Raw genomic sequence first — 19,198 nt, 5'->3', positions numbered from 1 at the left:
CATGTTGCAGGTGGCCGCCGCCATCCTCGCCCGCCAAGAGGCCAGATCGAGCATAAATGTCGCAGAACTCGCACGACACACGCAGTTTCCTGTTCCTGCAAGGGCCGCATGGACCCTTCTTTGGCGCATTGGGACGCATGCTGAAGGCCGCCGGATGCGCGGTCCGCCGGGTTGGCTTCAACGCCGGGGATCGCATGTTCTGGCCCGACCGACACAGCTATATCGCCTATCGCGACACGCCGGAGGCCTGGCCCGATCGGTTTGCGGCGCTGCTGGAGGACCATGCGGTCACCGATATCGTGCTCTATGGCGACACCCGCCCGGTCCACGCCCATGCGATCGAAATCGCACGGAGCCGGGGCGTCACCGTGCACACCTTCGAAGAGGGCTATCTGCGCCCCTATTGGGTCACCTACGAACGCGACGGCACCAATGGCAATTCGCGCCTGATGCAGATGCCGGTGGCGAAGATGAAACAGGCGCTGGCCCGTAGCGAGCTGGAGCTGCCGATGCCCCCGGCGCATTGGGGCGACACCCGTCAGCATGTGATCTATGGCGCGCTCTATCACTGGTTCGTCATGTTCTGGAACCAGGGCTATCGCAATTTCCGCCCCCACCGCGCGCTGCCGGTGACCAAGGAATTCCAGCTCTATCTCAACCGCCTGCTGATGATGCCGCTGCATGCGCTGCACCGCCGTCTTGCCACCGCCGGCATCCAGCGCGGCGGCTTTCCCTATCATCTGGCGCTGTTGCAGCTGGAGCATGACAGCGCCTTTCAGGCCCACTCGCCCTTTTCCACCATCACCGAATTCCTCGAGGTGGTCGTGGCCGGATTTGCCGAGGGCGCGCCGCGCCACCATCATCTGGTGTTCAAGGCACATCCGCTTGAGGATGGCCGCGCCCCGATCCGGCGCGCGCTCAAACGGCTTGCAGCCGAACATGGCGTCGAGGGGCGGGTCCACTACGTGCGCGGAGGCAAGCTCGCGGGCCTTCTGAACGAGGCCCGCACCGCCGTCACCGTCAACTCCACCGCCGGTCAGCAGGTGCTGTGGCGCGGCTTGCCGCTCAAGGTCTTTGGCCGCGCGGTCTACGACAAGCCTGAATTTTCCTCGACCCAGAGCCTGGCGGAGTTCTTTGCCACCCCCGCCCGCCCCGATGGCCGCGCCTACAAGCAATATCGCCGCTATCTGCTGGAAACCTCGCAGTTTCCCGGCGGGTTCTATTCCCGCTCCGGGCGGCGGCAATTGCTGCGGCAAGTGGTGGATATGATGCTTTCTGCCGACGATCCCTATGATGCGCTCCTGCGCGGGACAGCAGCACCACGGCAACACTTGCGCGTTGTGAGCTGAACCCGAATACAGGCGCGACTGGATTTTTGCGTGACAGTCCGCTAATTTGGGCGCAAAACTTGAGGCAAAATAAACATAGGTCGAGGAGACCGAGCAGTGAAACCCATGACTTTACGATGGGCGCGCCCCGTGGCCTTGCTGGCTGCGGTCGCCCTCGCAGCATCATGCGGGCTGCCCAAGGTGGGCCCGAACAAACGTCAGATCTTTGCAGGGTCCGTGCAGAAACAGGGCGACGCCTTTGTGGTGGCGGTCAATGACCGCGTTGCCCGTGCCACCGCCGTGGTGCCCGCACTTGGTTTTTCCGACCAGTTCGCCAATGCATCCGTTCTGACCTCCGACATCATCCGCCCCGGCGACATCCTCGGTCTGACGATCTGGGAAAACGTCGACGACGGCCTCCTGGCCAGCGCCGGGGCCAATGCCACCCTGCTCGAAGAAGTGCAGGTCGACGGTGCAGGCTATATCTTTGTGCCCTATGCGGGCCGCGTGCGCGCCTCCGGCAATACGCCCGACCAGCTGCGCGAGGCGATCACCAAGAAGCTCGAAGATCAGACCCCCGATCCGCAGGTGCAGGTGCGCCGGCTTGCGGGCGATGGCGCCACCGTCAGCCTGACCGGCGCCGTCGGCGCGCAGGGTGTCTATCCGATCGAACGCCCCACCCGGACGCTGGCCACCATGCTGGCGCAGGCCGGTGGCGTGGCGATCGAACCCGAGATCGCGCAGGTCTCCGTCATTCGCGGCGGCCACACCGGCAAGATCTGGTTCGAGGACCTCTATGACCACCCCGAGCTCGACATCGCGCTGCGCAACGGCGACAAGATCCTGGTGGAGGGCGACACCCGCGCCTTTACCGCGCTGGGGGCCACCGCCGCACAGGCCCGCGTGCCCTTCGAGAGCCAGAACCTCTCCGCGCTGGAGGCCATCGCGCAGGTCGGTGGCCTGATTGCCACCGCCTCCGACCCCACCGGTGTCTTTGTATTCCGCAACGAGGCCGAGGCGATCTCCAATCAGGTGCTGGGCCGGGACGATCTGATCGGCGCACAGCGGATGATCTACGTGCTGAACCTCACCCAACCCAACGGTCTGTTCATCGCCCGCGACTTCGTGATCCGCGACGGTGACACCATCTATGTGACCGAAGCACCCTATGCCCAGTGGACCAAGACGCTGTCGCTTCTGACCAGCCCGCTGTCCACGGCCGCAAGTGTCGAGACCCTGTTCGGCGGCAGCTAAGCGCAGATGATGCAAGGGCCTTTGCCGCATCCGGAGGAGACAAAAACCGGGAGCCAGCGCTCCCGGTTGTTTGTGTATAACGGCGGCTTTCTGACCCAGTCCCGCGTGCGCCGTATCCTTGATCTGGCCGGGTATGACATCCGTCTTGGCCTGCCCAAGGAGGGCGATCTGGTCGGCATCTGGGGCGACAGCCCCACCGCCCATCGCGGCAAGAAAATCGCCGAGGAGCATGGCGCGCCCTTGGTGCGGATTGAGGATGCATTCTTGCGCTCGGTGCATCCGGGTCGCAGCGGAGAGCCGCCGCTGGGCCTGCTGATCGACCGCACCGGCGTGCATTTTGACCCCTCCCTGTCGAGCGATCTGGTCACGCTGCTGAAAGACCACCCGCTTGATGACAGCGCCCTAATGAAACGGGCGCGCGATGCCATGGCGCGTTTGCAGGACGCACATCTGAGCAAATACAACGCCTTCCACCCCGATGTGCCGCCGCCAGAACCCGGCTATGTGCTGGTGGTGGATCAGCTGCGCGAGGATGCCTCTGTGAAGGCGTCCATCCCCTTTCCCGGTGCCGATCAGGGGCGGTTTCAGGAAATGCTCGCCTTTGCGCAGGAGGAAAACCCCGGCGCGCGCGTGCTGATCAAGACCCACCCCGAAACCAGCAAGGGCCACCGCCCGGGCTATTTCGACGCGCGCGATACCAGTGACCGGGTGGAGCTGTTTGACGCGCCGGTCTCGCCGCATCTGCTGCTGGAGGGCGCGGTCGGCGTCTATACGGTGTCGTCGCAACTGGGGTTCGAGGCTATTCTGGCCGGTCACAACCCGCGCATCTTTGGCCAGCCGTTTTATGCGGGCTGGGGGCTGACGCAGGACGAATTTCCCCCACCCGGCCGCCACCGTCGCCTGACGCGCGCGCAGCTTTTTGCGGCGGCGATGATCCTCTATCCCACATGGTATGATCCCCATCACGACCGGTTGTGCCAGCTCGAACAGGTGATCGACTCGCTGGAGGCGCAGGTGCGGGCGTGGCGCGAGGACCGCGCGGGCTGGGCTGCATCGGAAATCCGCCTGTGGAAACGCGCGCCCTTACAGCGGTTCTTTGGTCAGCACAAGCGCATGACCTTTACGGAGAAGACCAAGACCGCCAAGAAGAGCGGCAAGAACTGGATGGTCTGGGCCAGCAAGGCCACCAAGGACCACGCCGGGGCGCATCATCTTGAGGATGGCTTTCTGCGCTCGCGCGGGCTGGGGGCGGAACTGGTGCCGCCGCTCTCGCTCGTGCTCGACCGTCAGGGCATCTACTACGACCCCACCCGCCACAGCGATCTGGACGATCTGATCCGCGAGCGGGTGACGCTGACGCCGCAACAGGAACGCCGGGTGGAAACACTGGTGATGCGGCTGATCAAGCATGAGGTCACGAAATATAACCTCGACGGCACGCTGCCGGATCTGCCCAAAGGCCACCGGGTGCTGGTGCCCGGTCAGGTCGAGGATGACGCCTCGATCCTACTCGGCGCGGGCAAGATCAACAGCAATATGAAGCTGTTGCAGGCGGTGCGCGCCGCCCGCCCAAATGCGGTGGTGATCTACAAACCGCATCCCGATGTGGAGGCCGGCCTGCGCAAGGGGCGCATCAAGCATGCCGAGACCTGGGCCGATGTGGTGGCCGAACACGCCAATCCGGCGGCGCTGATTGACAGCGTCGATGAGGTCTGGACCATGACCTCGCTTCTGGGGTTTGAAGCCCTGCTGCGCCGGGTGCCGGTGACTTGCGTGGGGCTGCCGTTTTATGCAGGCTGGGGGCTGACGCGAGATCGGCTGGAAGCGCCCCATTGGCGCGATGCACGCCCCGGCATTTTGGGGCTGGCCCATGCGGCATTGATTGATTATCCGCGCTATTTCGACCCGGTTTCCAACCTGCCCTGTTCGCCGGAAGTGGCGGTGGATCGGCTGATCAAGGGCGATCTGCCCGCCCCCGGCCCGATGAACCGCAGCCTGTCGAAACTGCAGGGTTTGTTTGCCTCATTCGCGCCGCTCTGGCGCTGAGCCAGGATGCGAGGCGCTGCCTCGCGCTCCGGGATATTTTTAAGAAGATGAAGAGGGGGGGGCGGTCTCAACTTTGGGGGCGGCGCCAGCGGTGCAGGATGTCGGCGCCGACGGGGCGGGTCTCGATCAGGTCGAACCGCGGCGCCTCGGCCAGCTGGCCAATGCCAAGCGCGCCAATGGACGGCAGGCCTTCGGCCCCGATCGCCACACCGGCGCTGAAACCGATCAGTTCGTCCACCAGATCATGCGCCAGCAGGGTGGCGGCAAGTGCGCCACCGCCCTCGCAGAACACCCGTGTCAGCCCGGCGCTGCCCAGCTGGTGCAGCACGTCATGCGGGTCAAGCTGGGTGCCGAGGGTGTTGCAGGACAGAAGCTGGGCCCCCAGCCCCTCCCAGGCGCGCAGGCGTTCTGTGTCGGCACCGGTTCCGTGACACAGATAGAGCGGGATGTCCGCGGCGCTGCGGGCCAGTTTGCTCATCAGCGGCAGGTCAAGGTGGCGGGAGACCACCACGCGGGCGGGCTGGTGATCGATGCCAAGATCGCGCACGGTGAGCGAGGGATCATCGGCGCGCGCGGTGCCTGCCCCGACCATGACCGCGTCGTGACGCGCGCGCATCGCATGCACCATGCGGCGGGCCTCGGGGCCGGTGATCCACTGACTCTGCCCCGATCCGGTGGCGATGCGCCCGTCAAAGCTGGAGGCGAGTTTCAGCGTCACAAAAGGGCGGCCCTGTTCGGTTCTGAGAAAGAACCCCTCGTGGTCAAAGCCGGCTTCCTCGGTGCGGATCCCGGTGGTGACTTCGATGCCCGCGGCGCGCAGCATGTCAAAGCCTTGACCGCTGACGCGGGGATCGCTGTCCTCGATCGCGGCGACCACGCGGGCGATGCCTGCATCAATCAGCGCCTGCGCACAGGGGGGTGTCTTGCCGTGATGCGAGCAGGGCTCCAGGCTGACATAAGCGGTGGCCCCGCGGGCGGCTGCACCGGCCTGCGCCAGCGCCATGGGTTCGGCATGCGGGCGGCCACCGGGCTGGGTCCAGCCCCGGCCCACCACGCGGCCCTGACTTACGATGACGCAGCCCACCGCCGGATTTGGCCAGGTGCGCCCCTGCCCCCGTCGCCCGAGCGACAGGGCAAGCCCCATGAACCGATGGTCGCTTTTGCTCACTGGATCAGACCTTTCCCCGGGCTGTGTTCAGGCAGCCGGGCCGGGACTTAGGCCTCGGGCGGCACCGGGGGGCGCAGCTCGTGCACGAAGTCCTCGAAATCATCGGCCGCCTGGAAGTTCTTGTAGACGCTTGCAAAGCGAACATAGGCCACCGTGTCGATGCGGGCCAGAGCCTCCATCACGATTTCGCCGATCTTCTTGGAGGCGATATCGGTCTCGCCCATGCTCTCCAGACGGCGCACGATGCCGGAGATCATCTGGTCGATCCGTTCCGGCTCCACCGGGCGTTTCTGCATCGAGATCCGGATCGAGCGTTCCAGCTTGTCACGGTCGAAATCCTCGCGCTTGCCATTGGTCTTGACCACCACGAGGTCGCGCAGCTGGACCCGCTCGTAGGTGGTGAAACGGCCGCCGCAGGCCGGGCAGAACCGGCGCCGTCGGATCGAGACATGATCCTCCGCCGGGCGCGAATCCTTCACTTGCGTATCGACATTTCCGCAAAACGGGCAGCGCATGCTCGGGCCCCTCCCCTCGAGACAGATCGTTCTTGTGCGCAGGTTTGCGCATTTATCCACAACTATAGGGGAGCAGCTAGGGTTTGGGTAGAGGGGAAATGCAACCGCTAGACCTTGGACAATCTGCGTGCCCATTGCGCCGGTGCCGGCGCCGCTCAGGCGAGATGCGCAAAGATGCGGCGCTGATGCGGCGCGTCGCGATGTTCGAACAGATAGATCCCCTGCCAGGTGCCCAGCACCATCTGCCCCTCCGACACCGGGATCGACAGGCTCACCGGCATCATCGCCGCCTTGATATGGGCGGGCATGTCATCGGGGCCTTCGTAGGTGTGGCGCAGGTAGGACATGTCGGGGTGGGTCGAGGGCGGCACCAGACGCCCGAAATAGGCCCTGAGATCGCCCTGCACCTCCGGGTCGGCGTTCTCCTGGATCAGCAGCGAGCAGGAGGTGTGGCGCACAAACAGGGTCAGCAGCCCCTGCGTCCGCCCCCAATCTGCCACCAGGGCGCGGATCTCGCGGGTGACCTCGTAGAGCCCCTGCCCCCGGGTCGAAACGCTGACCTCCCGTTGCAGCATCACCGCTCAGAACAGGAGATAGGGCTGGAGATCCCGGCAGAAGCTCTCGGCGGCGGAGACGCTGAAGCTGTCGCCCGGCTTGAAGCTGTAGGAGCGGCGGATGAAGGGGGGCTCTTCGGCGCGCGGCACCCCGTTGAGGGAAAACGTGATGGTGTCGATCCGTCCCGTCACCGTGCTGGGGGCGCGCCCCTTCACCACATAGAGATCCTGCGCGTAATCCGCCTGCAACCGGAGCCGGGCATAGTCGGAGGCGGCGCACCAATAGGCGGCCCCTTCGGCGCCGATCGGAGGCACCACCTCGAAATCGCCATTGTCCAGCACGTAGATGCGGGCCTGGGTGCGGGTCGAATAATAGTCCGCCTGTGGACCGAGGTCCGGCATCTCGGTGCAGCCCGCCACCATCAGCGCGGCGGCTCCGGCAGCAAGGGCGCGGGTCTGGACGGTGGCGAAGAAACGTGCGGGCATGCGGGACATCCTTTTGACCGGGTGTCCCTGATGTAATCCGCGCGCGGGCTGACGACAACCCGTCGCGCATCAGATCGCCCCCGCCCCCCCCGGTGCGGCGGGTCAGCCCCCCGGTTCGCCCCTGATCAGCGGCGTGTCGGAAACGGAATGATGTCCGCGCTCTGACCCTGCCCCAGCGTTTCCTCCAGCAGCTCCAGCGCCTTTGCGTTGGGTTTTGTGCCGCCATCCGGGCGATAGACCGCGCGCGCCTTTTGCCGCAGCAATTCGCGGGTTTCCTGCGGGCTCATGCGGATCAGGTCCTGCTCATGCTCGCGCAGCACCGACACCAGAAAGGAGTTCACCTCCGTCATCGTGTCCAGCGCATCCAGCTTGCGGTCGAGCGCCCCCAGCGCGCTCGCCATGTCGTTTTGTCCACTCATCTTCACCCCCCGGTGTCTGTGCGCAGGCTAGCACAGCCCCGCAGGAGGAAAATAATTGATCGAAAATTCTAATCAATAATCCGGGTTTCCGAATGGTTAACGCACACCCTCGACCCAAGGCGCTCGGGGCGCGGTGCAGGGCCGCTCCGCCAGCGGTCAAAGGGCCCGCCGCGGGCAGCCGATTGTGGCAAAAAAACAGGGCGCCCCGCGAGGGACGCCCGTTTTGATGTGCCAGTCTGGTTGTTCCAGTCTTGTCGCCCCGGACGGCTCGCGCCGGCCTGGTCATGCAGGTCTGGCCGCGCTTACTGGTCGAGGAAGCTGCGCAGCTTGCGGCTCCGACTCGGATGCTTGAGCTTCCGCAGCGCCTTGGCTTCGATCTGGCGGATCCGTTCGCGGGTCACCGAGAACTGCTGGCCGACCTCTTCGAGCGTGTGGTCGGTGTTCATGCCGATGCCAAACCGCATCCGCAGAACCCGTTCTTCGCGCGGGGTGAGCGAGGCCAGGACCCGTGTGGTGGTCTCCTTGAGGTTTTCCTGAATGGCGCTGTCCAAGGGCAGCACGGCATTCTTGTCCTCGATGAAATCGCCCAGCTGGCTGTCTTCCTCGTCCCCGATCGGGGTTTCGAGAGAGATCGGCTCCTTGGCGATCTTCATCACCTTGCGGACCTTCTCGAGCGGCATTTGCAGCTTTTCGGCCAGTTCTTCCGGCGTCGGCTCGCGGCCGATCTCGTGCAGCATCTGACGGCCGGTGCGGACCAGCTTGTTGATGGTCTCGATCATATGCACCGGAATACGGATGGTGCGCGCCTGATCGGCGATCGAGCGGGTGATCGCCTGACGAATCCACCACGTCGCATAGGTCGAGAACTTGTAGCCGCGGCGGTATTCGAACTTGTCCACCGCCTTCATCAGGCCGATGTTGCCTTCCTGAATGAGGTCGAGGAACTGCAAGCCACGGTTGGTGTATTTCTTGGCGATGGAGATCACGAGGCGCAGGTTGGCCTCGACCATTTCCTTCTTGGCCTGACGGGCCTCTTTTTCACCTTTTTGCACCTGTTGCACGATGCGACGGAATTCCGAGATGTCGAGACCGACGTACTGGCCCACCTGCGCCATGTCGGCGCGCAGCTCTTCGACCTTGTCGGTGGAGCGTTCGATGAACATCTGCCAGCCGCGACCGGGTTTTTCGCCCATTTCCGCCAGCCAGTTCGGGTCCAGCTCGCGGCCCCGATAGGCGTCGACGAATTCCTTGCGGTTGATGCGGGCCTGGTCGGCCAGCTTCACCATCGCGCTGTCGATCTGCATCACGCGGCGGTTGATGCCATAGAGCTGGTCGATCAGCGCCTCGATGCGGTTGTTGTGCAGATGCAGCCCGTTCACCAGTTCCACGATCTCGGAGCGCAGTTGCTGATACTTGGCCTCGTCCTCGGCCGAGAAAGACCCGTCTTCGTTCAGCGTCGCCGAGATCCGCAGGTCCTGCATTTCCGACAGCATGGCAAAGTCGCTGGAGATCCGTTCCAGCGTTTCCAGCACCCGATCCTTCAGCGCCGCTTCCATGGCCGCGAGGGACATGTTGGCCTGATCGTCATCATCGTCGTCATCGTCGTCGTTGTTGAGGATCGGATTGCCGTCGGCGTCCAGTTCAGGGCTGGTGTCCTTGTCCTTTTCCGGCTTGGCGGCACCGGCAACGGCGCTGGTGTCGACGACCGGCTCGGCCACGTCGCCCTCTTCATCCATCTGGTTGCCAAAGGTGGCCTCCAGATCGATGACGTCGCGCAGCAGAATGTCCTCGGACAGCAGTTCGTCGTGCCAGATGGTGATCGCCTGGAAGGTCAGCGGGCTTTCGCAGAGCCCGAGGATCATGGTGTTGCGACCGGCCTCGATGCGCTTGGCGATGGCGATCTCGCCCTCGCGCGACAACAGCTCGACCGAGCCCATCTCGCGCAGGTACATGCGCACGGGGTCGTCGGTGCGGTCCAGCTTCTCCGCCTGGGCCCCGGCCACCGCCACTTCGCGGTTGGATTCGGTGGAGACCAGCTCGGTGGATCCCTTGTTCTCCTCCTCCTCGGCCTCTTCATCCTCGATGATGTTGATGCCCATTTCCGACAGCATGGACATGACGTCCTCGATCTGTTCGGAGGAGACCTGATCCGGCGGCAAGACCTGGTTGAGCTGATCGTAGGTGATGTAGCCCTTTTCACGGGCTTCGGCGATCATCTTCTTGACCTGGGCCTGGCTCATGTCGAGCGAGATTTCAGGCTCCTGGTCGTCAGGCTTGCGGTCGTCAGTATCTTTGGCGGCCATTCATTGCTCCTCTAAGGGGCTGCGGGCGATTCGGGTGGAGCGAATCTTTAGAGCGGTCATCTGATTCGTCACCCCGTTTACCCAATTTTTCTTCAGGCTTCCTTAGCAAAACGACTCATCGCGGCGTCGGGGTCACAGTTGACCGCCACAAACACCGCTGATTCGTCATTCGCCAGTGAAACCGATTCGCTTGAGCAGGTCGCCGAAGGCATCGCGCTCATCCCGATTGAGTCGCGCCCCGTTTTCACCCACATCATATGTTGCCTTGTCCTCATTCTCGCTGCGTACAGCCCGGTTGCGGGCCTCTGCCGCCTGACGCAAACGCCAGGTCAGGGCCTCGTCCGCCAGACCGTCCAGATCCTCCTCGGCTTCCGCCAGCTCGGCATGAAGCCCCGCCATGCTTTCGAGTTTTGCGAATTCCTCCGCCAGGGTCAGGCTGGCCATATCCAGATCGCCGGGTTTTCGCACGCAGGGGCTAATAGCCACATGGCGCAGCGACAGCAGGTTTTCAAGGGCATCCGGTCCCAGAGCATAGGCAATTTCATCGCGCAGCCGCTCCGGCGCGTCGATTCCGTAGCGCAGGATCAGGTCGCGCAGATGCGCATGCTCCATGTCCTGACATTGCAGCCGTTCCAGGTTGACCTCGAATTCCGGGATCACCGTCGGGGTGGTGATCGCGGTGGCCAGAATCACCGCCTCGCGCACCCGGGCGAACTCCTGTTCCTCGGCCGCGGCCACGATCGAGGCCCGGGTGGTGCTGCGCGGCGGCGGCGGCGCGCCCCAGGGCACCCGCTGGCCGTCGCGAAACCCGCCCTGGGCACGGGAGCGCGGCTGGTAGCCACCGGGACGCTGGCCATAGCCGGTGCCCCCCTGTGCGCCGCCACCGCGGTTGCCGCGAAAGAGCTGAAAGCGCAGCTCCTTGATGTCCTCGGCATAGTGCAGCCGGATCGAAGGATCGCGGATCAGCTTGATCTTTTCGCGCAGGGATTTGTCCAGCGCCGCCTTGCGTTCCGGGCTGTCAAAGACGCGGCCTTCGGTCTCGCGGCGCCACAGCAGTTGCACCATCGGGATCGCCTGATCCAGCACTGCCTGCACCGCCTCCGGCCCCTCAGCGCGGATCAGGTCATCCGGGTCTTTGCCCTCGGGCATGATGGCAAACCGCAGACTCTTGCCGGCCTCCAGCAAGGGCAGCGCCATGTCGATCAGCCGCATCGCCGCGCGCAGACCGGCGGTGTCCCCATCCAGCGCAATCACCGGCTCGTCCGACATCCGCCACAGCAAATGCAGCTGATTGTCGGTGACCGCCGTGCCCAGGGGCGCCACGGCGGAGGCAAACCCCGCCTCGGACAGCGCGATCACATCCATGTAGCCCTCAGCCACGATCAGCGTGCTGCCCCGCCCCGAGGCCGCCCGCGCGGGACCGTGGTTGTAGAGGTTGCGCCCCTTGTCAAACAGCTCGGTTTCCGGCGAGTTCAGGTATTTGGCGTTGTCATTGGGGTCCATGGCGCGGCCGCCGAATGCAATGGCCCGGCCCCGGGCATCGCGGATCGGGAACATGATCCGGTTGCGAAACACGTCATAGGGCTTCTTGCCCTTGTTCGAGGGCTTGGCCAGCCCCGCACCGAGGATCAGATCATCGGCGACATCCTTGCCCTTGAGCGCGTCCCAGAGGTTCTGCCAGCCATCGGGGGCAAAGCCGATCTCCCAGCGATCCAGCGCTGCCGCATCCAGTCCACGGCGGGCCAGATAGGCGCGCGCCTCGCTCGCCCCTTGGGTTTTGAGTTGCAGGCGGAAGTAGTGCACCGCCTGTTCCATCACCTCGGCCAACTGCGTGCGGCGGTCTTGTTTCTCTGCCGCCTTGGGGTCGCGCTTGGGCATCTCAAGGCCTGCTTCGCTCGCGAGGATCTCCACCGCCTCCATGAAGGAGACATTCTCCGTCTCCTGCACGAATTTCAGCGCGTCGCCCTTGGCGTGACAGCCAAAGCAGTAATAGAACCCCTTGCGGTCATCCACATGAAAGGACGCGGTTTTTTCATGATGAAAGGGGCACGGAGACCACATGTCGCCCTTGCCCGGCTGGCTTTTGCGCTGGTCCCACATGACCTTGCGCCCGACCACGTCGGTCAGGCTGACACGGGTGCGCAATTCATCAAGGAATCCGGGCGGCAGCGACATTCACACAAAATCCAGTTGTGTGCGGGATGAGCGGCCCGGTGCGGGGCCGCCCAAACGCAGGTTCAGATCAGTTTCCAGAGAGGTTCTTCTTCATTTCCTGGATCTGGTCCCAGTTGTCGACGCATTGGGTCTCGAAAATCTCGCCCAGATCGATGTTCTTCAGATCGCGGCGCTTCATCTGATAGACATGCTGGGTGAGCTGCGGGATCGCGTTGGAGAAATTCTCCGGCCATTCGGGATCGCTGGCGCGGATGGTCTCTTCGACCTTGTCCTCGGCCACCCGGTCAAGCCGCGCCTGTTGCACGGCGGCCATCACCTGCCCCTGGTATTTGCAGCTTTCCTCCTTGCCCAGTTCGGCAGCGGAGAACGCGGGGGTGGCGAGAAGGGGCGCCGCGAGGGTCGCGGCGACAAGGATCTTGCGGATCATGGATCAGCTCCGGAATCAGTTTCGTGATCCCGGTTAATCTAGCCCCGTGCCGCCACGGCTTCCATGGCTCTTTTCAGATCGTGAACAAGCGTCGCCGCAAAAGAGCGGAACACCATGATTTGCAAGGTGTTTGGCCCCAGCCGCGTGATCGACGCCATCATGTGTTTCAGCTCGGTGCGGGCGGTGTGGCCGCGTTTGAACACCTGTGGCCGCAGATCAATGGGCACCAGACGGGCCATCACCTCCTCGGCGTGCGCGCCCTCCAGCCGCACCACCGCCCAGCCATCGCTAAGGTCGGTGAGTGCTGCATGCGCCGCCAGTTTGGGATCGGCCGCAGGGCCGACCAGCAGCGCCTGCGCCCGGCCGAACCAGATCGCGCGGGCCTCCGCCTTGCCGGTGGCGCGGTTGGGCGCTGGAAACCCCATGCCGTGCGCGGCGTTCAACGCATCGCTCAGCGGTTTCTCCTGCCCCTTGTAGGGCGCGATCAGGGTCATGGCGGCGGGGGTGTCCTCTGTGAGGGTCACATCACCAATGGTCAGCGGCACCAGCCCCGCGCAGGGGGTTTTAGCGGCAAGTTGCATCTCAGTCTCAGCCACGAACGCGCCCTCCCTCAGGGTCAAAGAACACAGGGTTCACCACTTCGCACAGGGTGTCGATGCCCCGCGTGTGATCCACCAGCCGGATGGTATCGCCCATCCGGTCCGGCCCGCCCGACAGCATCGCCAACCCGATCATATGTCCCAGCGTCGGCGAGAACCCCACCGATGTCACATAGCCAAGGTCATTGACCCGCTCCACCGTGGCGTCCGGGTCAAAGAGATGCGCCCCAGCGCTGAGCGCCTGCATCGCGCCCACGGGTTTGAGGCCCACAAGCCGCATCCGGTCGTCATCCATCAGCCCGTCCCGTTCCGACAAAGCCTCGCCCCAGCAGGATTTCTTTTTCGAGACCAGCCCCTGCATGCCAAGGTCAAAGGCGGTGGCGGTGCCGTTGATCTCCGCATGGGTGATAAAGCCCTTCTCGATCCGAAGCACATTCAGCGCCTCCATCCCGTAAGGACCACCGCCTAAGGTTTCAGCCCGCTCCAGCAGCAGGCGATAGAGCGCCTCGCCATAGCGCGCGGGCACCGCGATCTCATAGGCGTGCTCGCCCGAAAACGAGATCCGGAACAGGCGCCCGGCCACGCCCGACACGGTGATCGCCCCGCAGGCCATGAAGGGGAAGGTCTCAGCGTTGACGTCCTCATCCACCAGCGCGTCGATCAGATCGCGCGCCTTGGGACCGGCCACCGAGAACTGCGCCCATTGATCGGTCACAGAGGTGAACCGCACATCAAGATCCGGGCGCACCACCTGCGTGAGATATTCCAGATGCGCCATCACCTGCCCCGCCGCCGCGGTGGTGGTGGTCATCACATAGTGGTTTTCCCCCAGCCGCGCGGTGGTGCCATCATCCATGACAAAGCCGTCCTCGCGCAGCATCAGACCATAGCGCACGCGCCCGAGTTTCAGCGTGGAGAACAGATTGGTATAGGCGAGATCCAGCAGCTCTGCCGCGTCCGGTCCCTGAATGTCGATCTTGCCCAGCGTCGAGACATCGCAGACGCCCACCGCATTGCGCACCATGGTGACCTCGCGGTCGCAGGATTGCCGCCAGGTGCTCTCGCCGTCCTTGGCGAAATAGCTGGCGCGATACCACAAGCCGACCTCTATATTGGCCGCACCACGCTGCAGCGATGCCTTATGCGAGGTCAGATAGCGCTGCGGCTTGAAGCCCTGATCCTCGGCCCCTGCCCCCATCGCGGCAATGGATGTGGGCACAAAAGGCGGGCGGAAGGTGGTGACACCGGTTTCCGCAATGCTGCGCCCGGTGGCATCGGCCAGCACCGCCAAGGCGGCCACGTTGGAGTTCTTGCCCTGATCGGTGGCCATGCCCTGGGTGGTGTAGCGCTTCATATGTTCGACCGAGCGGAAGTTCTCCCGCGCCGCCTGCGCCACATCCTTGACGGTGACGTCGTTCTGGAAATCCAGCCACGCCCGCCCCTTGCCCGGCACCGCCCACAAGGGGCTGATCCGGTAGGGCGCATCGCTGGCCTCTGGCAGGGGAACAGCGTCAACCGATATGCCAATGCCGGCCAGTGCGGTGACGGCGGCCTGAGCCCCCTCGGCCAGCGCACCATGGGTGGAAAACACCCCATTGGCGGCCCCTGCGACCACCATGCCCGGCACCGCATCCGGTTTTGGCAGGAACGCCGCCAGCTCCCGGTTCCACTCCGGACGCGCGCCCATGTGGCAGGTCAGATGCACCGAGGGGTTCCAGCCGCCGGATACGGCCAGACAATCGGTTTGCAGCTTTTCCTCGCCATTGACGCTGCGGATGGTGACGCTCTCCAGCCGCTGCCGCCCGGCGCTGTCGCAAATCATCGCGCCCTTGATGACGGGGAATTCGCCACTATCGGGCGCGTCATGGCGGCTGTCGATCACGGCGGTGACATGCACGCCCTCCGCCACCAGATCCCGCGCGGTGCGGTGGGCGTCATCGTTGTTGGCAAAGACGGTGATCCGTTCACCCGGGGCCACCCCCCAGCGATTGAGATAGGCCCGCACCGCCCCCGCCATCATGATGCCGGGGCGGTCGTTGTTGCGAAAGGCGATGGGACGCTCAATAGCCCCCGCCGCCAGCACCGAGGCTTTGGCGGCGATACGCCAGAAACACTCGCGCGGGCGATGCGCGGTCTTCAGGGACTGGCTCGGCGGCAGGTGGTGCGAGACCCGCTCCAGCGCCGAATAGGTGCCGTGATCATAGACGCCGGTGACCGCGGTGCGGGTCATCAGACGCACGTTGTCCATGGCCTCCAGCTCCGCCAGCACCTCTGCCACCCAGACATGCGCGGGCTTGCCGTCGACCTCCTCAACCTCTGCCAGAAGACGCCCGCCCATGCGGCTGTCATCCTCAGCGAGGATCACATCCGCCCCCGCACGCCCCGCCGTCAGTGCCGCCATCAGCCCGGCCGGGCCAGACCCGATCACCAGCAGATCGCAAAAGGCAAAGGCCTTCTCGTAAGGGTCCTTGTTGGCCGCCCCGGACAAGGCCCCAAGCCCCGCCGCGCGGCGGATGATCGGCTCATAAAGCTTTTCCCACAGGGGCGCGGGCCACATGAAGGTCTTGTAATAAAACCCGGCCCCAAGAAAGGGCGCGGCCAGATCGTTCACCGCCATCACATCGCGCTCGACCGAGGGCCAGCAGTTCTGGCTCTGCGCTGCCAGCCCCTCAAACAGCTCCTGCTGGGTGGCGCGAATGTTTGGATCCCGCGCCGCGCCCTTGCCGGTGCTGACCAGCGCATTGGGCTCTTCAGACCCTGCGGTCAGGATGCCACGCGGACGGTGATATTTAAACGACCGCCCCACCAGATGCACATCATTGGCCAACAGGGCCGAGGCCAGCGTGTCGCCTTCCAGCCCCATGTAATCCTTGCCATTAAACGAAAAATTGATGGTCCGATTGCCGGACACCAGCCCCTTGCCCGTGATCCTCATGACTGGCCCTCCTCGATCGCAAGGCCCGCGTCCTGCGCCAGCGCCACGCCCAGCATCTCATGGGTGGCGGTGTTGCGCGAGACCTTCAGCCACGCCCCGCAGCCCATGTCATGCTGCCACAGCTCCTCCAGGGGTCCGGCGGGGTTGTCGCGCAGATGCACATGCGCGTCCCATTCCGCCACCCCATCCTCCAGAGCAGGCACCGGCAAGGCCGCGCCCTTGTAGGTGAATTCGCGCCGATCCCGCGCGCCGCACAGCGGACAGGTGATCCTCATGACAACCGCCCCTTCATCTTCTTAAAAATATCCCCGCCGGAGGCTCCCCAGCTGCGCCACAGGCGCTTAGTGCAGATTATGTTGCGCACCGGTGCCCTCCTCATCCATCAGACCATAGCCGCTGCGGAAGCGGTCCAGCTTGAACCCCGTGGCCGCCGCATGCGGGCGGTCGGTGGCGATCAGATGCGCAAAACAATGCCCCGAGGCCGGTGTCGCCTTGAAACCGCCATAACACCAGCCCGCATTGAGATAGAGCCCCTCGATCGGCGTATGATCGATAATGGGCGATCCATCCGGCGTCATGTCCATGATGCCGCCCCAGCTGCGCAGCAGCCGCGCTTTGGTCACCGCAGGCACCATGGCGGCAATCGCCTCCATCGTGTGTTCCTGCATCGGCAGGTTCCCCCGCGCCGCATAAGAACTGTAGAAATCCAGATAGCTGCCAAACACCAGGCCACCCTTGTCGGACTGGCTGATATAGAGATGCCCCTCGGCAAAGGTGATCACATGGTCGATCACCGGCTTCAGCCCTTCGGAGACAAAGGCCTGCAACACGTGGCTCTCGATCGGCAGGGTCAGCCCGGCCATCGCCGCCACCTGACTGGAGCGGCCGGCGGCGGCCAAAGCGACCTTCTTGGCCCGGATCGGGCCGCGCGCGGTCTGCACGCCTACCACCTTGCCGCCCTCGACATCGATGCCGGTGACCTCGCAGTTCTGGATCAGATCAACGCCAAACTGGTCCGCCCCGCGGGCATAGCCCCAGGCCACCGCATCATGGCGCGCGGTGCCCGCCCGGCGCTGCAACAGCGCGCCCATGATCGGGAAGCGATTGTTGTCATAATTCAGGAAGGGCACCAGCTTTTTCAGCTCGTCGCGATAGAGGATCTCCGCATCGTCCCCCTGGTTGATGATCGAATTGGCCCGCCGGATGGTGGCATCGCGCTGGCCGTCGTTGTGGAACAGGTTGAGAATGCCGCGCTGGGACATCATCGCGTTGTAATTGAGGTCCTGCTCCATCCCCTCCCAGAGCTTCAGCGAGTGGGAATAGAACTCCGAATTGCCCGGCAGGTAGTAATTGGCGCGCACGATGGTGGTGTTGCGCCCGACATTGCCGCCGCCGAGATAGCCCTTTTCCAGCACCGCGATATTGCGCAGGCCATGTTCCTTGGCGAGGTAATAGGCCGTGGCCAGCCCGTGACCGCCGCCGCCGACGATGACCACGTCATAGTCGCGTTTCGGTTCCGGGTCGCGCCAGTGGGCGGTCCAGCCCTTGTTGCCGGTCAGCCCTTCCTTCAGCACCCGCCAGCCCGAAAATCGATCTGAAATCCCCATGGCCCACTCCCCAAACACTGTCTTGCTGCCGCGCCATGCCGGATGGCCCGCCCTGTCGCCCTAGTGCTAGCGGGTTTGCGCGCCCGCTCCTAGCCCCACCAGCGACATCGCGGCAGTCTCTTGCGCAGATGGCCACGAACTGGGCACTTATGTCCAGTGCAATTTTAGAGCAAAATATCCGTGCCCCGGGCAAGCCCGGCCACAGGGGTGGGCACAATACGGACGGGCGCCTGACGGACGGGCACACCACACACGGGCGCGACACTGAAATGTGCCGCGCCCGCGCGTCGGATGCAAAGGGTGCGCTGCCGGCAAGACGCAAGCACGGCGCGGAGGCCTGACGACAGTAGCGGGTTACCCGTTTGCGCCGGTCAGGTCCTGCGCCAGCATCAGTGCGTTGCCGTCGGGGTCGTAAAAGGTCGCGGTCTTGACCATGCCCTCGACGACATCCGTCTCGCCATCGAATTTCACCGCGGCCTGCTCCAGCTGCTGCCGCGCCGCGTCCAGATCCGCGATTCCGAAGACCGGCACGCAGTTGCCGGGTGCGGGCCGGGTGTGCTCGCCCAGGCCAATGACAACTCCGGGCGTGTTGGTGCGGATCTCGGACCAGCCCGCGTCATCGGCATGATAGAGCAGCTCGAACCCCAGCATGTTTTGATACCAGTCGGCGCTGGCATGGCGGTCGGTGACGGACAGGGCAAGGGTGATGGTCTGGTCGACGGAAATAAGAGACATGGGCTTTCCTTATGATTCAAAATATACTAACTATACTTTATGGACATTAGGCTGTTTGTCAACATCACCTCACGGGCCTGGGCACTGCCGATCTTGTCGAGCCTGCATTCGGGTGTCGCCGGGCGACAGGCGCCGCTGCTGGCGGCGACGGGGGCCGGCAGGACCGCCTTTGCACAGAGCATGGATCACCTGATCGACCTGGGCCTGCTGGAGCGCAACCCGGGCTACGGCCACCCGCTGCGGCCGGAATTCCGGCTGACACCTCTGGGCAAGACGGTGGCGGCGCTTGCCGACAAGATCCGCGATGTTGCAACGGAAGAGGACTGGCCCCTGCTGCGCCGGTCATGGACGTTGCCGGTTCTGACATCGCTGCACCGGCCCAGCCATTTCACCGAGATCAAGCGGCAGCTGCCGACGATCACGGATCGGGCGCTGTCGCAGTCGTTGAAATCCATGGAGGCGCGGGACTGGGTCTGCCGCAGCGTCGATAGCGCCGCCCGCCCGCCACGATCAATCTACAGCGCGGTGAACACCGGGGGACGGATCAGTCAGGTCATCGCGCCCGACGTGGGTTTTGGCTAGCCAAGCGGGCCCGGTTTGCGGGGACATCGCCACTCCGCGACAACGGCACATCTCCCTCGGGAGCT

At 64.4% G+C, this 19,198-nt stretch carries 17 protein-coding genes; 4 read left to right on the top strand and 13 right to left on the bottom strand.

Annotated features, from left to right (window positions below; genetic code table 11):
- Window positions 1-56 precede the first annotated feature (56 nt).
- The 3 genes from MHM97_RS14295 to MHM97_RS14285 all read left to right on the top strand — a co-directional run bounded on the left by MHM97_RS14295 (window position 57) and on the right by MHM97_RS14285 (window position 4,628).
- On the top strand, window positions 57-1,349 hold the full coding sequence (locus MHM97_RS14295) for a capsule biosynthesis protein (protein WP_239323041.1): 1,293 nt from the start codon (window positions 57-59) through the stop codon (window positions 1,347-1,349).
- 105 nt (window positions 1,350-1,454) lie between these two features.
- A complete protein-coding gene (locus tag MHM97_RS14290) occupies window positions 1,455-2,582 on the top strand; it encodes a polysaccharide biosynthesis/export family protein (RefSeq protein WP_239323040.1) in 1,128 nt (375 codons plus the stop codon).
- 6 nt (window positions 2,583-2,588) lie between these two features.
- Window positions 2,589-4,628: a capsular polysaccharide biosynthesis protein gene (locus tag MHM97_RS14285; protein WP_239323039.1), complete on the top strand. Its 2,040-nt coding sequence runs from the start codon at window positions 2,589-2,591 to the stop codon at window positions 4,626-4,628.
- Window positions 4,629-4,695: 67 nt separating this feature from the next.
- Here the strand turns inward: MHM97_RS14285 and ribD are convergent, their stop codons facing one another.
- The 13 genes from ribD to MHM97_RS14220 form a co-directional block, all read right to left on the bottom strand.
- The gene (ribD, locus tag MHM97_RS14280) at window positions 4,696-5,796 is read right to left on the bottom strand and encodes a bifunctional diaminohydroxyphosphoribosylaminopyrimidine deaminase/5-amino-6-(5-phosphoribosylamino)uracil reductase RibD (RefSeq protein ID WP_370645735.1); all 1,101 of its coding nucleotides are present in this window, start codon (window positions 5,794-5,796) and stop codon (window positions 4,696-4,698) included.
- Window positions 5,797-5,843: 47 nt separating this feature from the next.
- Window positions 5,844-6,311 carry a transcriptional regulator NrdR gene (gene nrdR / locus MHM97_RS14275; RefSeq protein ID WP_239323038.1) on the bottom strand — a complete coding sequence of 156 codons (468 nt, stop codon included), beginning with the start codon at window positions 6,309-6,311 and terminating at the stop codon, window positions 5,844-5,846.
- Window positions 6,312-6,466: 155 nt separating this feature from the next.
- The gene (locus MHM97_RS14270; protein ID WP_370645734.1) at window positions 6,467-6,886 is read right to left on the bottom strand and encodes a secondary thiamine-phosphate synthase enzyme YjbQ; all 420 of its coding nucleotides are present in this window, start codon (window positions 6,884-6,886) and stop codon (window positions 6,467-6,469) included.
- 6 nt (window positions 6,887-6,892) lie between these two features.
- Window positions 6,893-7,351, bottom strand: a complete 459-nt coding sequence (locus tag MHM97_RS14265) for a hypothetical protein (protein WP_239323037.1) — start codon at window positions 7,349-7,351, stop codon at window positions 6,893-6,895.
- A 125-nt stretch (window positions 7,352-7,476) separates the two neighbouring features.
- Window positions 7,477-7,770, bottom strand: coding sequence for a hypothetical protein (locus MHM97_RS14260; protein ID WP_239323036.1), 294 nt, complete (start codon window positions 7,768-7,770; stop codon window positions 7,477-7,479).
- A gap of 302 nt (window positions 7,771-8,072) precedes the next feature.
- Window positions 8,073-10,073, bottom strand: coding sequence for an RNA polymerase sigma factor RpoD (gene rpoD / locus MHM97_RS14255; protein WP_239323035.1), 2,001 nt, complete (start codon window positions 10,071-10,073; stop codon window positions 8,073-8,075).
- 165 nt (window positions 10,074-10,238) lie between these two features.
- A complete protein-coding gene (gene dnaG, locus MHM97_RS14250) occupies window positions 10,239-12,248 on the bottom strand; it encodes a DNA primase (protein WP_239323034.1) in 2,010 nt (669 codons plus the stop codon).
- 67 nt (window positions 12,249-12,315) lie between these two features.
- Complete coding sequence (locus MHM97_RS14245; RefSeq protein WP_239323033.1) at window positions 12,316-12,675, bottom strand: hypothetical protein; 360 nt, start codon at window positions 12,673-12,675, stop codon at window positions 12,316-12,318.
- Between the two features lie 38 nt (window positions 12,676-12,713).
- On the bottom strand, window positions 12,714-13,256 hold the full coding sequence (locus tag MHM97_RS14240) for a sarcosine oxidase subunit gamma (RefSeq protein ID WP_239323123.1): 543 nt from the start codon (window positions 13,254-13,256) through the stop codon (window positions 12,714-12,716).
- A gap of 7 nt (window positions 13,257-13,263) precedes the next feature.
- Window positions 13,264-16,209 carry a sarcosine oxidase subunit alpha family protein gene (locus tag MHM97_RS14235; RefSeq protein ID WP_239323032.1) on the bottom strand — a complete coding sequence of 982 codons (2,946 nt, stop codon included), beginning with the start codon at window positions 16,207-16,209 and terminating at the stop codon, window positions 13,264-13,266.
- Complete coding sequence (locus MHM97_RS14230) at window positions 16,206-16,484, bottom strand: sarcosine oxidase subunit delta (RefSeq protein ID WP_239323031.1); 279 nt, start codon at window positions 16,482-16,484, stop codon at window positions 16,206-16,208. The genes MHM97_RS14235 and MHM97_RS14230 overlap by 4 nt, the downstream gene beginning before the upstream one ends.
- Before the next feature lie 66 nt (window positions 16,485-16,550).
- A complete protein-coding gene (locus MHM97_RS14225) occupies window positions 16,551-17,816 on the bottom strand; it encodes a sarcosine oxidase subunit beta family protein (RefSeq protein ID WP_239323030.1) in 1,266 nt (421 codons plus the stop codon).
- 354 nt (window positions 17,817-18,170) lie between these two features.
- Entirely contained in the window at window positions 18,171-18,551 is a 381-nt protein-coding gene (locus MHM97_RS14220) for a VOC family protein (protein WP_239323029.1), read from the bottom strand.
- 39 nt (window positions 18,552-18,590) lie between these two features.
- Between MHM97_RS14220 and MHM97_RS14215 the strand changes: the two genes are divergently transcribed.
- Window positions 18,591-19,133, top strand: a complete 543-nt coding sequence (locus tag MHM97_RS14215; RefSeq protein WP_239323028.1) for a winged helix-turn-helix transcriptional regulator — start codon at window positions 18,591-18,593, stop codon at window positions 19,131-19,133.
- Window positions 19,134-19,198 lie beyond the last annotated feature (65 nt).

Source organism: Epibacterium sp. Ofav1-8 (assembly GCF_022348185.1).
Classification (GTDB): Bacteria; Pseudomonadota; Alphaproteobacteria; order Rhodobacterales; family Rhodobacteraceae; genus Epibacterium.
This window is presented reverse-complemented; position numbering and strand designations above follow the sequence as displayed.

What these genes read in the sequence shown, in the direction of transcription:
- MHM97_RS14295 (WP_239323041.1), top strand. Translation starts at nt 57, where the DNA reads ATGTCGCAGAACTCGCACGACACACGCAGTTTCCTGTTCCTGCAAGGG.
- MHM97_RS14290 (WP_239323040.1), top strand. Translation starts at nt 1,455, where the DNA reads ATGACTTTACGATGGGCGCGCCCCGTGGCCTTGCTGGCTGCGGTCGCC.
- MHM97_RS14285 (WP_239323039.1), top strand. Translation starts at nt 2,589, where the DNA reads ATGATGCAAGGGCCTTTGCCGCATCCGGAGGAGACAAAAACCGGGAGC.
- nrdR (WP_239323038.1), bottom strand. Translation starts at nt 6,311, where the DNA reads ATGCGCTGCCCGTTTTGCGGAAATGTCGATACGCAAGTGAAGGATTCG.
- MHM97_RS14270 (WP_370645734.1), bottom strand. Translation starts at nt 6,886, where the DNA reads ATGCTGCAACGGGAGGTCAGCGTTTCGACCCGGGGGCAGGGGCTCTAC.
- MHM97_RS14265 (WP_239323037.1), bottom strand. Translation starts at nt 7,351, where the DNA reads ATGCCCGCACGTTTCTTCGCCACCGTCCAGACCCGCGCCCTTGCTGCC.
- MHM97_RS14260 (WP_239323036.1), bottom strand. Translation starts at nt 7,770, where the DNA reads ATGAGTGGACAAAACGACATGGCGAGCGCGCTGGGGGCGCTCGACCGC.
- rpoD (WP_239323035.1), bottom strand. Translation starts at nt 10,073, where the DNA reads ATGGCCGCCAAAGATACTGACGACCGCAAGCCTGACGACCAGGAGCCT.
- dnaG (WP_239323034.1), bottom strand. Translation starts at nt 12,248, where the DNA reads ATGTCGCTGCCGCCCGGATTCCTTGATGAATTGCGCACCCGTGTCAGC.
- MHM97_RS14245 (WP_239323033.1), bottom strand. Translation starts at nt 12,675, where the DNA reads ATGATCCGCAAGATCCTTGTCGCCGCGACCCTCGCGGCGCCCCTTCTC.
- MHM97_RS14240 (WP_239323123.1), bottom strand. Translation starts at nt 13,256, where the DNA reads ATGCAACTTGCCGCTAAAACCCCCTGCGCGGGGCTGGTGCCGCTGACC.
- MHM97_RS14235 (WP_239323032.1), bottom strand. Translation starts at nt 16,209, where the DNA reads ATGAGGATCACGGGCAAGGGGCTGGTGTCCGGCAATCGGACCATCAAT.
- MHM97_RS14230 (WP_239323031.1), bottom strand. Translation starts at nt 16,484, where the DNA reads ATGAGGATCACCTGTCCGCTGTGCGGCGCGCGGGATCGGCGCGAATTC.
- MHM97_RS14225 (WP_239323030.1), bottom strand. Translation starts at nt 17,816, where the DNA reads ATGGGGATTTCAGATCGATTTTCGGGCTGGCGGGTGCTGAAGGAAGGG.
- MHM97_RS14220 (WP_239323029.1), bottom strand. Translation starts at nt 18,551, where the DNA reads ATGTCTCTTATTTCCGTCGACCAGACCATCACCCTTGCCCTGTCCGTC.
- MHM97_RS14215 (WP_239323028.1), top strand. Translation starts at nt 18,591, where the DNA reads ATGGACATTAGGCTGTTTGTCAACATCACCTCACGGGCCTGGGCACTG.